Below are 17634 nucleotides of genomic sequence, written 5' to 3' on the forward strand. Positions count from 1 at the left end.
TGATAAAGTTATTGTTTTAGTTTCCAGATTTAAACGAAAAGGAGGGAAACCTTTGCCAGATTACATTAATATTAGGCAAACTTCAATTTGGTGAACCGCCGTAGCTGTCTAGTCGATTGGCAATAGTTATTTTTAATTTCTTATCCTTGATAATTCAATTTCTAACTCTTCTTTAGATTTTTTTTCAATGGTACTTAGTTCTGAATTCAGAATGTTGTTTTTTTCGTAAGGATCATTACTTAAGTTGTACATTTCTTCTTTTCCATTAGCAAACACTAATAATTTGTAGGTGCCATTGCTAATGGTCCAAGCATCATTTTTTTCATTCTTCATTTCTGAATATTGATACTTTCTTATCGATTTTTTTTCAGAGAAAAGCGACTTAAAGCTTTTACTATCATTAATTTCATCAATTTCTACACCTGAAATTTCGGCTATTGTAGCAAAAATATCTGTACTTGTAATTAAATTGTTATCTATCCCTTTTCTTTCAACTCCCTTGCCAGATACAAATAATGGCATATTAATTCCACCTTGATATAGGCTTCTTTTTACCTGATTTTTATAATATGGATCTTGGGTAACTACGGGTTCGGTGCCGTTATCACCCATAAAAATGATAATAGTATTTTCTCTGTCTTCTTTTGATAATGAATTTAAAAGTTTTCCTATTTGAAAATCCATTGCCTCAATAGATGCCATAAAATAAGGAGTTGGATCTAGATCTTCATTGTAAGGAGGCAAATCTCCTTGCCTATGCATTTCTGCAGGAGGAACATGAAAAGGAGTGTGAGGAGCATTATAGGCTAACCACATAAACCAAGGTTTTTCTTGTTTTTCAATCCAACTAGATGCTAAATCTGTAAACTTTTTGGTAGTATATTCTGTTGATGTTGTTTGTTTTCCTTTTTCTGATAATGGCCAATTATAATAATCTTTTACAGAACCTATAAATATGCCTGCGTAATAGTCTATGCCAAATGTCTCGGGGTTAATAGTGGCATCGTAACCAGAGATATGCCATTTGCCAACTACAGCTGTGGCATATGAATTATTGGTGTTTTTGTTAATGTATTTTTGCAATAGAACTTCACTTTCATTCAATTTTTGATTTGCCCATCTTACATCTGTTCGGTATCCATATTTCCCCGTAATCATGGATGCTCTAGTAGGTGAGCAAGTGGGATATGTCCAGAAATTATTAAAGTTTAAACCTGCTTTTCTAATTGCATCTATGTTTGGTGTATGTGGTTTTATAGTACCTTCTGTAAATCCGGCCAAGGCATCTTTCCCCATATCATCTGCTATTATAAATAATATATTTGGTTCTTTATCAGGTATTTTTTTATGATTTATTTCACAACTAAATAATAAAATTGATATTAAAATGTAGAATGTTTTTTGCATTAGTGGATGGGGTTGGGGTATAGTTATTGGTACCAAAAGTATATAAAATGTAGCGTTAAATTAGCCCTAAGCTTTTTTTAGTTATAAAGAAACAAAAAACGAATCATTAGATCCAAGCTCGCTATGTTTTATAGCATTCATGAAAAAGCAGGAAGTAGAGTATATCTATAGGTCACTATAACAATAAATGAACACTCAAATTACGTCACCTTTAAATTATAGCTAGGAATCGACATAGTCTAGCGACGCTAGAAAATTCAGCATTTCAATACCTCATAATCATGAGATAAATAAAAAATTAAATACTAATATAGAAAAACTGAGCTAGTACTTTTGATAGGATGCGGTGTAGGCAATTGGCTTTAATTTTATTGGTTCTATTATAAGTTATTGATTTTTAATTTATTTGAAGTGTAAAATAACTTAGATGTATGGTTTTGTTGTTATTGTGAAAGGTTGAAAAATAATAGAGCGATCAAAATTTAATTCTGATCGCTCTATTATTCTAATTACTAAAGATTTTACCCCAAAAGGTTAATCTTGATAGGTCTGAATTGTACTAAATAGCTGTATATCCACCATCAATGAGATAATAACCTCCAGTTATAAAGGATGATTTTTCAGAACTCAAGAATAAAACGAGTTCTGCTACCTCTTCAGCTTTACCTAATCTATTCATAGGGTGTTTAGCTTTAAGCATTTCTAACATTTCCGGGTCTGCTATATTTAAAAGAGGCGTCTCGATGTATCCCGGTCCAACGGCATTGCATCTAATGTTTTTTTGCGCATATTCTGCACCTATATTTTTTGTTAAACCAACCACCGCATGTTTCGTAGTGGTATATGCAGACGACATAGGAGCAGCAACCATTCCGTGAATAGATGCCATATTGACAATAACACCGCCGTTATTTTTTTCCATCTGTTCTAGCTGATACTTACAATTTAAAAACACACCATTTAAATTAATAGCTACTACTTTTTCCCAATCACTAACGGAGTATTGTCCTGTTAAATTCTGTTCTCCCGAGATTCCAGCATTATTACAAGCTATATCTAGTTTTCCATATTTGGCTACGGTATTTTTAATTAAATTCTGAACATCTTCCTCTTTAGAAACGTCTCCTTCAATAAAGGAAGCTTCGCCTCCTTCAGATTTTATTTGATTTACAACACCCTGTCCGTTTTCTTCGTTAATGTCATTTATAATTACTTTGGCACCTTCTTTAGCATACAAAAACGCTACAGCTTTACCAATTCCAGATCCAGCACCTGTTACTAATGCTACTTTATTTTCTAACTGTTTCATATTATATTATAGATTAAATTTTACTTAAAAAACTTACTGTAAAAATCAATTACAATAGGAATTTTAGGTATAAAGGTAGCGTGGCTTTACCAAAAAAGAATGCACCATTTGGTGCAAATGTCCATTAGTGGTTTGAGAAAACGCGTCTAAATGTGTTTCTATGAATACCTAAATAAGATGCAATATGCGTGTATGGAAAGAGTTCAAAAACTTTAGGCTTATTATTTTGTAGCAGTGTTATTTTTTCTTCAGCAGATTTAAGTTGTAGTATTTGATTTTTGTGAACAGCATTTATAAATTCTTGCTGTGTTAGCAAAAGTTCAAATTGAAGAAAACGAGGATATTCTTTGTGCAATTTTTTTATGTCTTCAATATAAAAATAGGATATCATTGAATCCTCTTGAAATTTGATGTTTAAAATAGATTTTTCTTGGAGAAAATAACTTTCATAATCAAAAAGAGTCTCTTGACCATTGGGGTAAAAGAAATCTTGAATGACTTCTTCACCCTGATCATTTATTTTATATGAATATGCGGTCCCTGTTACTAATAACCCCATTTTTTCACATGTTGCATGCTCTTCTAAGAATAGCTCATTACGTTTAAAATGCGCAACTTTTATGTATTCTCCTAATACAGAAAGTTCATTTTCGGTAAGATTAAAATGGCTGTATTGTTGTTGTATATATTTTAAGATATCCATTCTTATTATTCAAGTTGTTTTAGCTCACTTAAGTTTGGCTCTAGTTTAGATGGCGAATTAAATTCTAAAGTAAGCAAATTAAATTATAGATAGAAGGTCTGCCAAGGCTTTCGTAAGTAGGCTTTAAGTGGCAATGAATTATAAATGATCGAAAACCAATTTATTGGGTAAATCACCTTCTATAGATGCGATTCAGTTATACTCAAACGAGTTACAGGTAACTAGTGAAACACCTCCCACATTTTTAGTACACGCCATCGACGATAAAGCAGTGCCGGTGGAAAATAGTATAAATTTATTATGTTGCTTTAAAAACAAAGGGAATTCCTGTAGAAATGCATTTGTTTGAAAAAGGCGGTCATGGTTTTGAATTAAGTAACGAGGCCACCCATGTGCATTGGAAAACACCTTGCGAGCATTGGTTGAGGTTACATGAATTCATTGAATAATCCCTTAGCTAGGAGTTAAACACTAGATTATAATTTAAAAATCTAAGCTAAATTATTCCGTAATCCTTGTTTTGAGAGTTAAGACTAGCATTTTAAACAAATATTCTTAAAATGAAACTTTTGTTTATATGGAACCATAATTCAGCTACATTCTGGGTTTATAGTAATCTGTTTTTGCAGTAAAATTATTGCTTTAATGGGAGATTAATTAATTCTGTTAGAATATAGCATATAACTTTTTATAAAATTATAAACCAGCAACTCAATTTAAACTTGCAAAATACCAAATCATAAGTTCTCCACAAGTCCCTAAAAACTAATCGAGCAAGTTGTTTAATTAATCAACCCGGCATGGATACTAAAAGTAATTAATTCGGCGGTATTTAATGCTCCGGTTTTGGTTAGCACATTTTTTCGGTGTGTATGGACGGTATCGATAGCGATATTTAAAATATTTGCAATAGATTTTGTGGTATGTCCTTTGGCGATATAGTTTATAATTTCCCGTTCCCGTTTGGTGATATTTTCTACCCAAATAAATTTATTTTTTAAGGTATGATCTGGAGAAAAATAATTTTTATCAATGCATATGTTGTAATACGATTTTCCTCCCTTTAAATGGATAAATGAAACAGCATCTAAGTTTTGAGGTTTAAGATGGCTAATATCGCTATGTATTCCTATTAAATGTTTCGGAACCAAATCGTCGGTAAATCCAATAATAGCAACCTGTAACATCATGGTTCGCTCCTGATTTGATTGATCTACATATTTATAAGTATAAATAGATTTGTAGTTGGCTACCTCTTCTTTTTTAAAAAGTTATAAAAGAAATCTTGAACAATTACCTCTTTCTTGTTTATGGATTCCATTTCACTTTCTAAGGCTTTATCTAAAAGTTTTTGCATAGTCACGGTTTTAGGGCATATGCCTAACATAGTTTCTACACTTGGTGAAATGTAATCAATACTTAAATCTATAAGATTAATTACATAATAATAACAAGTTCCAGGAGAAAAGATATCAGCAATTCGAACGAGCTGATCCGTTTTGTCGAAGATATCGTGTTGCTCTAAATTTTTCGTATAATTTTCCTTCCAAAAATCTACAATTGCCGTTGTCGATTGGTTATTCATTAGGTATAGGTTTAGTTAGATCATTTAAATTATAGAAATCCTTTAATTTTAACAATTATTTTAGATAACCTTTAAAAATCACCGACTAGTAACGTGTTTAATATGAATAGTTTAGGTGTGTTGTAAGAAAAATATGAGGTTGTTTTTTTGATCGAATTAATATAATACCCCATTATGTTTTGCTTTATTGATGAAAAAAACATTTAAACTTAAGGTCATTTTATTGAAATTGGATAGGTATAAAAAAAATAAGGACAGGATAACCAGAAGTTAAACTGTCCCATTTTTATAAAAAATTAAGGTTGAATTATTTTAGTTAAAACGTGAATTAAAATCCTCAAGTTCTATGGTAAAATGATCTAAAGCATGAAATTCGCTATCGCTAGTTTCTGGATTTTCGCTTGCTTTATACCAATCTGAATAAGTTGATAAATCGGTAGAAAAAGTATCGTAATGACTAGAATATGTTTTTACAACAATCTTAGGTGTTTCAGACTCAAAATCAAAATTTAAAAGTCTTAACCAGCCATCTCCAATCCCGTAAGTACTACCATATGGTGTGCGTAAATCTGGAGCCACATCTAATACACTTTGTCCACGATCTTGATAATCTGCTAATATTTGAACCACATCATGACCAGCATTATTTTTATCTACACGCATGGCTTTTCCATGATGATGGCCGCTAAGAATTAAAAATATTTGGTCGTTAGGAACTACCAATTTATTAAATACCTCTTCTGCCGAGTTGTTAAATTCCGGATCAATTCTTGCTAAATCAACTATAGGGTTTGCAAGACGTTCAGCATTTTCATTAATAAAATCGTGAGTGGTAATCATGGTTGGTATCCCGATATTTGCATCTAGAACAGATTGTGCCCACTCTAAAACGTCGTTTCCAGGATGCATTTCTAAACTAATATTTATAAAAGTATATCCTGCACCTTCAAATTTTTGAGCTGAGTTTGCACCACCTTTATAGCTCGAGATGTACCAATCTTTATTCTTAAAAAAGCTAGTATCTTCTCCAAAAACAGAATTAAAGTTTTTATGGCCTCCTATATGAAGCATACCTAAAATTTCAGGAATAACACCTACTGTGGCAATTTCTCCTAATCGAGATGGATCAGACTCAAAAGAAGCTTCAGACCACATGGCATCAGAATCATGGTTTCCTGGAGCTGCACCAAACGGAATTCCGGTTTGTGCCACTAATTGATAACCTTCACGAGCCAAAGGCATTTCAAAATTCAAAGTTTCTGGTGTTGGGAATACTTCCCCTGAGTTAGCTATTATCGAGTATGGGTCATGCGAAAAACCTCTTGCAGCATGCGCTTCATCTACAATTTCTGTTTGGTGTTGCCAAATATCTCCAACCGATGTTGCAAACACGATAGCTCCACCATTAGTTACTGCGTTACTTGCAATATATTGCATCATATCATAAAACTGGGTAGACGCATTTATTGGGAAATTTACACCATCTTTGATAGTATAGCTTGTTTGATGTGTAAAATCGGTCATATTTTGCGTATCCGGAATCATCGCAATTGAAAATGTTTTTTCTTCTGTAGTTTGATTGGGTTCATCATCAGAATTTTTATCGCAAGCCAAGAATACATTACTACAAATAAAAAGTCCTAAAATTAATCGTTTTTGAATTTTCATATCTCTGTTTTTTTTAATTGGTTGCGAATGTATCTTTTCACAGCTAGTTGTATGTTACCCTTTTTTTAAGGAACCATTACAATAGGTTTAAGTATTCTGCAAATGTTAAATTTTTATTGAATTAGGCTATTTAATGATATTCTTAGTAATCAATATTTTGCTTGACTTTTTTAATTTGAATGGTCTTTTTAAGTTATGCAATCGTTAAAGTGAATTATGAATAGTAATTTAAAACGATTGCAGTTTATCTGTTTATATCTAAGAATTGTAAATATTTTTGATGAATATGATGTAAGGAAGAAAAATTGTTCGCTTTTTATTTGTAACCCAATAAATGATGGCTGTTAAAAGGATAATTTTTATAGTAAAAATAAATGTTTAGAGGGTAGTGGAAACTAGATTTTTTATTAGGCATTTTGGACTACCTTGGAACAGACAATAGTGAATTAATAAAATTCTTAGTTTTAGGTCTACAACTCCATTTAGCTTTAACCATATTATTTACTGTTCTTTATAGAAGTTAATACGGATTTCGATTTTTTTAGAAAAACAGATACTAGTCGTTTAATGTATTACGAATCTTATCAATATTTAAGCTGTTCGCCATGGCGGTGAAAATTTCGAAATAGGCACGTTCATTATCAAACAATTCTTCGTGGGTACCTTGCTCGATCACGCTTCCGTTTTCTAAAACGATCACATTTTCGGCATCGATAATTTGCGAAATGCTGTGAGAAATAATAATTACGGTACGGCCTTTTTTAATGGCATCTAAACTCTTTTTAATTTGTTCTGTAGAAATGGCATCTAGACTAGCTGTAGGTTCGTCCAGAAAAATAATTGGCGGATTTTTTAAAAACAATCGAGCAATAGAAACACGCTGTTGTTGCCCGCCAGATAAAGAGGTGGCTTGTGTTTTATAACCTTTTGGTAGTTTAATTATTTGATCGTGGATATAGGCTTTTTTTGCGGCTTCAATAACGGCTTCATGTGTCGCATGTTCTTGTCCGTACAAGATATTCTCTTCAATACTACCATTAAAGATATGATTTTTCTGAAGCACCAATCCAATGTTTTCTCTTAGCCATTTTGTGTCGTATTCTAATAAATCAACACCGTCTAGATAAATTGTTCCAGCTGTTGGGGCATAGAATTTAGTCAGTAAATTAATAACCGTACTTTTCCCTGCACCGCTTAACCCAACCAAAGCGTTTATAGTATTTGGTTTAATAACGAGCGACGCATTAAAAAGTGCTTTTGTACCATTGGGATATACAAAATCGACATTTTTCATTTCGAAAGTACCCTCTACATATTCTGGAATATAACTGCCGCTAAATTCAGCTTGATAATCAGCATCCATAATATCGAAAAAGGCTTCCGAGTAAATTAAGGCATCATTCACTTCGTCGTAAATGCGGTGTAATTGTCTAATAGGTGCCGAAACATTATTAAAAAGTAAAATATGAAACATAATCGCACCAATATCCATCGTGCCATTTAGCACAAAATAAGAGGTTAAAATAATAATGATAACCACCCCAATTTGTTCTAAAAACGTTTTTACACTATCGAATAAAAAACTTAATTGACGCGTTTTCATTTGATTTTCGGTCATATTAAACTGAATATCTTCATGCTTTCTGCTTTCTAAATCTTCTCGAGTAAACGACTTAATAACGGTTATGGAATTGATAAGACTAATAATACCATTGTTTCTGGTTTCCCTAAAACGTCTCATCTTGCGTCTAAAACCTTTTAGTTTTTTAGCCTGTAAACTACTTATATAAAAGAAGACAGGAATAATAGCAAGACTGACTAACCCCACATAAACGTTGGCTTGAAACATAAAAAACAAAGCAATAATAGCACTAGAAAATAACGGAAGAATATCGATAAAGAAATTTTTAACTAACTGGGTTAGGCTGGTAATTCCTAAATCTATTCGGGTTTGCAGCTTCCCACTTTCGTTGTCCGGAGCACTGTAAAAAGCCATTCTATAGGTTAAAATTTTATCTACTATATTTTGAGCAAAATCTCTAGAGATATAGATTTTCATTTTTTCACCATAAAATTTCTGACCGTATTGAATAATGCCATAAACCAACTCTTTAGTTAACAGAATGGCACTAATGGTAATGAGTAGCGGAAAACCATCTTGTAGGGTTTTATTATCGTGAATTAAGCTTGAAATTTCATTAACCGCATATCGTAAAACAAGGGCATTTACCTGCGCTAAAAAAGCACCAATTAATGTAAGTGCTAGGGTGGCAATAGCTAAATATTTGTATGGTTTTACATAGACTAGCAATTTTTTAAAAAGCTCGACAGGGGTAAGTTTGGAGACTTCTCTCATTATATCGTATTTTTATTCAAAAGCGTGTATTATTTCATTTTAAGAAGTTATTAAGTTAAGAAGAATAATTGTTATGGGAGATATGGATCTCTTAGTTTTCCTAATTTTTTAATTTATTTTAAACTGAGAACATTTTGCAATCAAATGTTAAAATTATTTTAAAAAACGGATTGGGTTAAAAACCTCGAAATGAATCGTTTATTTTCATAAAAAAAGCTATCATTATGAAAAAAAATACTCACCTTGTTATTTTAGCCTTAGCCGCGATGCTTGTGGCTTGTAAGGCCAAAGAAGAGAATAAAATTGAAGTATCCGATGCTAAAAAAGAGCAATTGGCACAAGAACCTGCCGATACGGTACAAACGGCCATTGGTCCTTTGGTATTGCCAAAACCTTATGCCACAGAATCTGTTAGAAAGCAAAGTAAATTGGTAGATTGGCCAGAAGGTCAACTGCCAAAAGCACCTGAAGGTTTTACCGTTACAAAATTTGCAGATGGCTTTGAAAATCCGCGTTGGACTTATATTGGTCCCAACGGCGATTTTTTTGTCTGCGAAGCCAACACAAAAAAAAGCGCTGGAAGAATTACCTTATTAAGAGACTCAAATAATGATGGAACCGTAGATGTGCGAGAGCCATTTTTGGAGGACTTAAAACAGCCATTAGGTATGCTCATTATAGGAAATCATTTTTATGTAGCGAATACCGACGGACTTTATAAATATCCTTATAAAGCAGGACAAACGGCATTACAACCTGACCAAGGAAAGAAAATAGTTGAGCTTCCTGCAGGTGGTTATAACCATCATTGGACGCGAAATATTATTACCAATGCCAACCAAGATAAAATTTATATTTCTGTAGGATCGGCAAGTAATGTCGGAGAATATGGTATGGATGAGGAAATAAGACGCGCCAATATTCTGGTGGTCGATTTAGACGGTAAAAATGAAAAAATATATGCCAGCGGACTCCGTAACCCTGTGGGTATGGATTGGAATCCAAGTAATGGAGAACTTTGGACGGCCGTAAACGAGCGTGATAAAATAGGAGACAATTTAGTTCCCGATTATGTAACTAGTGTAAAGGAAGGTGGTTTCTATGGTTGGCCTTATGCTTATTTTGGAGCTATTCCAGATCCAAGATTAGAAGGACAGGCCCCAGATTTGGTGGCTAAAACCATTGTACCCGATGTGTCTGTTGGTCCACATACCGCTTCTTTGGGTTTAACTTTTTACGATGGAAATAGTTTTCCCGAGCGTTATAAAAACGGAATTTTTGTGGGGCAACATGGCTCGTGGAACCGATCTGTGCTTTCTGGGTATCGCGTGGTATTTATCCCTTTTGAAAATGGAAAACCAGCTGCTGTACCCGAAGATTTTCTAACTGGTTTTATTGCTGATGGTAGTGATACCGATGTGTACGGACGACCGGTTTGTGTCGCCGTAACCCCAGCAGGCGACTTATTGGTAAATGACGATGCCGGTAATACCATTTGGAAAGTGAGTTACAATCAATAATTAGACCCTACAACGCTGCCATACATGAAATATCTGTTAGTACAACTACTAGCGATTATTACTATAATCGCTAGTATAACCCCCATATATGCCCAAAATATTTCCGGACAAGTGCGTAATAGCAAGGATGTTCCTGTAGCTAATGTTACTATACTTTTTAATAACAATATTATAGGAGAAACGAATGCAGAAGGAAGGTTTTCTTTAACAGATTCCTATGAACTTCCTATAACTTTACAGTTTAAACATCCGGAGTATTATCTTAAATCAGTGACTATTAACCGTAATAATAGTGCGATCTATCTTTCATCTTTAGATCATTCAGAAGATTTAGATGCCGTGGTATTATCATCAACCTATCAAAAAGAAAGTCAAGTTCTTATTCCTACTTCAAAAATAACAACAACAAAATTTGCAGCATACAGTCCTATAGATCTTGTTTCAGCAATTAATGAAACGCCAGGCGTATATATACAAAGTGGCGCTTTAAATACAAATCGTATTATTATTCGGGGGGTCGGGTCGAGAACGCTTTATGGCACGAATAAAATTAGGGCTTATTTTAATGACATCCCCATAACTAATGGTACAGGAGCTACAGATATTGATGCCTATAATGCAGAAGATATTTCTAATATTGAAATCGTAAAAGGACCGAAGGCGACCCCTTATGGTACGAATTTAGGAGGGACTTTATTATTAAACTCTAAAGAAGCTTCAGCAGGAGAAACCTACTTTAAAGACAATGTAACCGTAGGCAGTTTTGGCTTGTTTAAGAACACTTTGTCTTTAGCTACAGCACAAGATAAATTTGCTATAAATCTCAATTATGATCATATGCAATCTGATGGGTTTCGAGATAATAGCGCGTATAACAGGCATAGCGTTTTGTTAACATCTAAGTATAAATTTAATCCAAAGAATGAAATCGGGGTCTTATTAAATTACACCGATTATCATGCACAAATTGCAAGTTCTATAGGGGAAACGGCTTTTCAAGAAGACCCTACACAAGCGGCTTACACTTGGGGTGCAGCACAAGGTTACGAAGCTAATAAGCAGGTGCTTGCGGGAATACATTTTACGCACCGCTTTTCTGAAACGTTTAGTAATACCAGCTCCGTTTTTTATAATTATTTAGATCATTACGAACCAAGACCTTTTAATATTCTCGATGAATTTACCAATGGGTACGGCGCTAGAACCTTATTTGCTAAGGATTTTAAATTTTTAAAATCGAACGCCAATCTTAGTTTTGGAACCGAACTTTACAAAGATGAATATAACTGGAAAACCCTTGAAAATCTTTATGAAGCGAACGATGGGAATGGCAGTCTGGCAGGAGATCTTATTAGCGATAATGTAGAACACCGGAATAACCTTAATGTATTTGCAACGATGACGCTTCCTATAACTGAAAAATTAAAAGCTCAGTTAGGATTTAATGTGAATGCTACTAAATACAGATTTTATGACGAATTTAATACAGGAGAAGCCAATAAAGATGCAGATCGTGATTTTGACCCCATTTTTGCGCCCAATTTAAATGTAATCTACCAGTTTACAGCGCAAACAAGTATGTATGCTAATATTAGTCGTGGGTTTAATTTTCCTTCTATGGAAGAAACATTAACTCCTGAAGGTTTAATAAATCCGGATTTGGGGCCGGAAACAGGATTTAATTATGAAATTGGAAGTGAAGTCTATCTTTTTGAAAGTGCTTTACACATGAAAATTGCTGCCTATATTATGGATATAAATAATCTATTGGTGGCAGATCGGGTAGGAGAAGATCAATATATAGGAAGAAATGCCGGGAAAACAGAACATAAAGGGATAGAACTTTCGGTAAAATACAATTATCATTTTACAAATGGATTGTATATTTCACCTTATCTAAATGCCGAATTTTCCGATCATAGATTTATAGATTTTGTAGATGGAGCTAACGATTATTCCGGAAATGATCTAACCGGAGTGCCCGATATTAAAATTAATGGTGGACTTGTCTTAGCTTATAAAAACCTTCAACTTAGCACTAATGTGCTTCATGTTGGAGAGATGCCATTAGATGATGGAAATACGCTTTCCTCTAATCCGTATACGGTTCTTAACGCCAAATTAGATTATAGTAAGCAAATAAATAAGCATTTGTTTATTGGACTAAATGTAGGTGTGAATAATTTTACCGATGAAGCCTATGCTTCGGCAGTACTTATAAACGCTGTAGGTTTCGGAACATCGGAACCGCGTTATTATTATCCCGGTATGCCCATAAACTGGTATGGCGGTTTAAAAATAGGGTATTCTATATAATATCAATTTTATAAATGGATAGAAAATGTCGAATTTATCATTGATTTGCTTTCAATATTTTAATGATTCGATTATACATTAATTCAGATAAGTTCCAATTGTAACCTTCAAAATTCACCGTATTTGTAAATTGAATTACCACAGCATCTATTTCTTGGTGATATTTTGCGATGGTTTGGTAACCCGGAATTAATCCTGTGTGTTCAAATTTATAAATTGAGGCATATAGGTCTTGTTCTTTCTTATTTTTAAATACCGAGCCATCATTTAAAGCTCTTATAAATTTTCCCAAATCTTCTGCAGTAGCTAACATAGAGCCCACATCATCCGATTTTAAATCGTTTTCATATCCTACGTAATAACCGCTCATAACATCATCCATATCAACCTGCTGTATAGAACCAAAGGTATGATTTAGATGTAGTGGTGTTAGTATGGTTTCTTTAATATATTGAAACGTATCGTACCCAAGTCTTCTACTCATTATTTTATCGAGTAACAAATAGTTGGTATTCGAGTATTCGTAATCTTCTCCAGGTTTAAAATTAGCGGGTAAATCCAGAATCAAGGCGAGATTTTCTTCGGCCGTTTCTTTTGGTGCAGCCCAATACATATAAGTATCGGTATAATTAGGAATACCACTGCGATGCTGAACTAACATGCGTAAGGTAATGTCATCTGCATTTTCAATTCTAGTTTTTAATTCTGGTAAATAGTCGGATAGCGTTTTGTTTAACGATAATTTACCGCTGTTTACAAGTTTTGCCACGGCTACGGCATTATACAGTTTACTAACACTAGCTATTTTAAACAGGGCATTTGGATCTGCAGGGATTTTACCAGTTCTGCTTTTTAAACCTGCAGCATATAATGTTGATGGTTTTCCGGCTTTATCTACATAGACAATAATACCATCAAAACCATAATCTGATACCTTATTTACTTGTTCCTGAACGGTTTTTGGTAATGGTTTTAGCCATGCCGTTACAACAGGCCAAGGGACAAAATATAGGGATATAAGTGTCCCTAGTAATAAAAAAAATCTAATAATTTGTTTTGATGAAATTTTAGCCATTTTAATTAAAATACATCCTCATTAAATCGTAAACATTTACTTAGGCGTTCTATATCTATGTTTTAAATATAAAATTTTCTATTGATTTACTTCTTCCCAAAGTTGTCTAACAAATACGACATCTTTATTTATTCTTTTAAACACTTCTTTATTTGGAATAGTTGGTTTTTCGCCTTTTTCAGCGCCACCTAAATCATATTCAGTATGTATGGAAATAGGTACATTAATTTGGTGTGCTTTAAGCAAAGAAAAATAGCGTTTAAAATCGACCATACCTTCTCCTAAAGGCGTATATTCAAAAGTCCATGATCCACCTTTTTTAGACCAAATAAAATCTTTAATCACCAACGTATTAATATATGGGGCTATAAGTTTAAACCCAATTTCCCAATTTGTTCCCCCATCTATAGCAGCATGAGCGATATCGTATTGACTACCTATGTGTTTTGGAGATAAACCGTTTAGTCCGCTATGTAAATCCCAAAGAGCAGAACCATAAAAGTGACCAGGAAGATTTATATAACTCCCGCTAATTCCACATTTTTTATTCAACTGTTCCAAGTCTTTAAAATAGGTTTTAGCATTTTCTACAACTTCTAAAACCGTTTGATCTTCGGTATATTTAAGTAAATCTGGTCGGTAATATTTATAGCCTAAGGCACTCGCCACTTCTAAGACCTTTACATGTTCTGGGTTGTTTGCGTCCATAACATTAGAGCAAATCATATTCGGTTTTAGATTGAAGCTTTGCATGGCTTCCGTAACTCTAGGTAAATCGTCCTGTACACGTTCTAGTAAAACATGTCCGTTTGGCCTTACCGTTAAATCAATTCCATCAAAACCCATTTCAGAAACAGCTTCACTCATGTCTTTATAATCTAAATATTTTAAATGTTTAGAAAATAGGGATAAGTTAAGAGGTTTAAAAGTTGAATTTTTATTTGTAGAGGCCTCTAATGACCCGCTTTCAGACGATGATTTTGATGCTTTCATGATATTTTTTTATCGTTTTTTGTGAAACTTGAACTGGACTTAATAGATCTATTTTAATAATTCCCTTAAAATAGGAGTGCGTATTTAATACGCTCTAATTTACTAAATACCGAGTGGTCTAAGGCATACTTTCTTAATATTATAAAGTCTCCCAAATCTATGCTTTCAAAAACGTAATTAATGGGTTAATAAATTCATTAAAAGATTCTATATGCGGTAAATGCCCCACGTTTTCAATTTCGATTAGTTGAGCGTTAGGGATTTCTTTTTGGGTTCGTTTTCCAAGCTCGTTGTATAATCCCATAGTTTTTCTAACCGATTCTGAAACCAATGGTTTTCCTAATGCAGTTCTATCTCTAGTTCCAATAATTAATAAGGTTGGTGCTTTTATGTTTTTAAATTCGTAAACCACGGGCTGAGTAAAAATCATATCGTAAGTTAAAGCGGCATTCCAAGCAATAGTTTTATATTCAGAATTTAAGGTCCAACCGGCTAATAAGTTCACCCATTCGTCGTATTCTGGTTTCCATTTATTGTCGTAATAGCTCACTAATTGATATTTTTTTATGCCTTCGTAGTTCTTTTTAAGTTCGTTTTCGTACCACCATTCTACCGGTTTGTATGGGACTTTTAATTTCCAATCTTCAAGACCAATAGGGTTTTCTAATATCAGTTTTTCTGTTGTTTCTGGATACATTAATGCAAAACGTGTCGCCAACATACCTCCCATAGAATGTCCTAAAACGGCAGTTTTTTCTATGTGTAAAGCATCAAGTAAGGCTTTTGTGTTTTGAGCAAGTTGCTGAAACGTATAGTGAAAATGGTCTGGTTTAGAAGATTTTCCGAAACCAATTTGATCTGGAACAATGACACGAAATCCTGCTTTAGTTAAGGCGGCGATAGTTGTTTCCCAATACGCTCCATTAAAATTCTTACCGTGCATTAAAACAATATTTTTTCCGTTAAAGTGCTCTGGTTTTATATCCATATATCCCATTTTTAAATCTTGTTCCTGTATTTTAAGATCTAAAGTCTTTACAGGATATGGATATTGATAATTCGATAATTCTAAATCTAACCATTGTAGGGCATCATTTTGCGCCATACCTACTTGAGTAAACAGTACGAGTAATAGTAACTGGATTACATTCGTTTTCATATTTTTTATTTTTTTTATTTGTTAAACCTTGCTTAAAATCCCTTCTGAATATTCCAGATTTAAAGTTAAGATTTTAATTTATATAGTATTTTCTCTAAAGCAAATATGATTAATCTTTATCGATTACTAATCTGGATAAAGCTTTAGGATAGCCACGTTGTACGGCTAAGGTTTCTGCCAACTCATCGATTTCAGTTTTCGAAATGCACGACAATATATCGTTGTGTTGATCGTCTTTTAACATTTCAGGTATAATCCCTTCTTCCTGAATTTTTTCAATAATTTGATGGGCCACCGTAAGGGCAGAGGAGGCCTTTATAATTTCGCTTCGCGCGTACGATTTACACGGGAAACTAACTTCTCCAACTCTTAAATTAGGATCGTCTCCAGGGATTTGTTGTGCGCCGTATAATGGTGGTCCGCCAACAGTTGCTGTTTTAAAAGTGGGGACAAATTTAGACACCAGTGCAATCCCATTTTCTGTTCTCCTTTTTATTTCTGAAATGTCCCAACCTTGTTTTAATTTCTTGCTAATCGCTTCATTAAATTTTGGTTGTTTGCTGTTGTTTTTAGACCTTACCAATCCTTGTTCAAATAAGGTAATATCGTTGGTCATTCCATGAATTTGATAATAATCGTCGCAATAAGGTGTTAATTGGGCCATGCCGTTTGGAGTACCGCGCTTGCCATGAAAAATTAACTCAGGGATTAAACCTTCAATAGGTTGCCATTTAGATATGTAAGCGGCTTTAAACTCAATTAATCGTTCAGGATTTAAAGCTAAAGATTCATCGAATATACCTGTTTTAAATCCGCAGGAATTCACTAAATATTTTACGTTATAGGTGGTATCTTTAGTCTGTATTTCCCAGTTATATCCTAAATTTTTATCGCGAACATCTTTAATTTTCTTGACGTTGGTATTGGTGTTTAGACTGCAATTTTCGGTTTTATTTAAGGCTAATTGTGCTTGTGCACCAAACCGAAAAAGATTCCATCCGTATTCCTGCACCATGAAAACAGGTGTTTTTAATTTTGTATGGTCAACTAATTTCAGGGTGTTAGTCATCCATTCATCTGTTGTAGCGGGGCGTTTTACTGTTGGTTTTTCTGCCAATGCCAATATATCGGCTTGTGAGTATGCTTTGTAATAATGCTCTGGAGGACCAAGAATTTCATTTAAAGGATCTTGAGTAACCAATCTTTTGTAATAAGAAACTAAATCTTCTAAGCGCTGGGCGATGATATACGGTTCGTAAGTCTCAGATTTTGGAATACTTATAAATGTAGGGCGTTCATCTATAGAATGCGGAAATAAACGGGCCATGTCTATCGATTGTTTCATTAACACCTTACACTGATCGATTGAAATGTCTGGATATAAATTTCCACCAGCATGTAAATGACAAAATGGAGGACCATTAACGACGCTTTTTTCCTGTTCAAACAAAATAGAATCTACCTTATGTTTGGCTAATTCTAAAGCGATAACAACTCCCGAAATACCTCCTCCTATAATACCAACATCGTGTATGTTCTTCAT

General features: G+C 33.7%; 13 protein-coding genes. 2 read left to right on the top strand and 11 right to left on the bottom strand.

Annotation, left to right across the window (positions count from 1 at the left end; genetic code table 11):
• Positions 1-132: 132 nt before the first annotated feature.
• The 7 genes from A9D35_RS00770 to A9D35_RS00805 all read right to left on the bottom strand — a co-directional run bounded on the left by A9D35_RS00770 (position 133) and on the right by A9D35_RS00805 (position 9028).
• Positions 133-1407 (bottom strand): sulfatase-like hydrolase/transferase, encoded by a 1275-nt coding sequence (locus tag A9D35_RS00770; RefSeq protein ID WP_066217807.1) that lies wholly within the window; start codon positions 1405-1407, stop codon positions 133-135.
• Between the two features lie 559 nt (positions 1408-1966).
• Complete coding sequence (locus tag A9D35_RS00775) at positions 1967-2716, bottom strand: SDR family NAD(P)-dependent oxidoreductase (RefSeq protein WP_066217809.1); 750 nt, start codon at positions 2714-2716, stop codon at positions 1967-1969.
• Positions 2717-2840: 124 nt separating this feature from the next.
• Positions 2841-3419 carry a Crp/Fnr family transcriptional regulator gene (locus tag A9D35_RS00780; RefSeq protein ID WP_066217811.1) on the bottom strand — a complete coding sequence of 193 codons (579 nt, stop codon included), beginning with the start codon at positions 3417-3419 and terminating at the stop codon, positions 2841-2843.
• Between the two features lie 782 nt (positions 3420-4201).
• Positions 4202-4609 (bottom strand): response regulator transcription factor, encoded by a 408-nt coding sequence (locus tag A9D35_RS00790; RefSeq protein WP_066217814.1) that lies wholly within the window; start codon positions 4607-4609, stop codon positions 4202-4204.
• Between the two features lie 59 nt (positions 4610-4668).
• Complete coding sequence (locus A9D35_RS00795) at positions 4669-5004, bottom strand: hypothetical protein (RefSeq protein WP_066217816.1); 336 nt, start codon at positions 5002-5004, stop codon at positions 4669-4671.
• 312 nt (positions 5005-5316) lie between these two features.
• Entirely contained in the window at positions 5317-6672 is a 1356-nt protein-coding gene (locus tag A9D35_RS00800; RefSeq protein ID WP_066217818.1) for a metallophosphoesterase family protein, read from the bottom strand.
• Between the two features lie 556 nt (positions 6673-7228).
• Entirely contained in the window at positions 7229-9028 is a 1800-nt protein-coding gene (locus A9D35_RS00805) for an ABC transporter ATP-binding protein (RefSeq protein WP_066217821.1), read from the bottom strand.
• 224 nt (positions 9029-9252) lie between these two features.
• On the opposite strand from A9D35_RS00805, the gene A9D35_RS00810 reads away from it, so the two are divergent.
• On the top strand, positions 9253-10548 hold the full coding sequence (locus tag A9D35_RS00810; protein ID WP_066217822.1) for a PQQ-dependent sugar dehydrogenase: 1296 nt from the start codon (positions 9253-9255) through the stop codon (positions 10546-10548).
• Positions 10549-10572: 24 nt separating this feature from the next.
• Positions 10573-12864, top strand: a complete 2292-nt coding sequence (locus tag A9D35_RS00815; protein ID WP_066217826.1) for a TonB-dependent receptor domain-containing protein — start codon at positions 10573-10575, stop codon at positions 12862-12864.
• Between the two features lie 37 nt (positions 12865-12901).
• Here the strand turns inward: A9D35_RS00815 and A9D35_RS00820 are convergent, their stop codons facing one another.
• The 4 genes from A9D35_RS00820 to A9D35_RS00835 all read right to left on the bottom strand — a co-directional run bounded on the left by A9D35_RS00820 (position 12902) and on the right by A9D35_RS00835 (position 17634).
• Positions 12902-13939, bottom strand: a complete 1038-nt coding sequence (locus A9D35_RS00820) for a serine hydrolase domain-containing protein (RefSeq protein ID WP_066217828.1) — start codon at positions 13937-13939, stop codon at positions 12902-12904.
• Between the two features lie 78 nt (positions 13940-14017).
• Entirely contained in the window at positions 14018-14932 is a 915-nt protein-coding gene (locus A9D35_RS00825) for a sugar phosphate isomerase/epimerase family protein (RefSeq protein ID WP_066217829.1), read from the bottom strand.
• Positions 14933-15089: 157 nt separating this feature from the next.
• The gene (locus A9D35_RS00830) at positions 15090-16091 is read right to left on the bottom strand and encodes an alpha/beta fold hydrolase (protein ID WP_066217831.1); all 1002 of its coding nucleotides are present in this window, start codon (positions 16089-16091) and stop codon (positions 15090-15092) included.
• Positions 16092-16200: 109 nt separating this feature from the next.
• Entirely contained in the window at positions 16201-17634 is a 1434-nt protein-coding gene (locus A9D35_RS00835) for an FAD-dependent oxidoreductase (protein ID WP_066217833.1), read from the bottom strand.

It is taken from the genome of Formosa haliotis, assembly GCF_001685485.1.
GTDB lineage: Bacteria > Bacteroidota > Bacteroidia > Flavobacteriales > Flavobacteriaceae > Formosa > Formosa haliotis.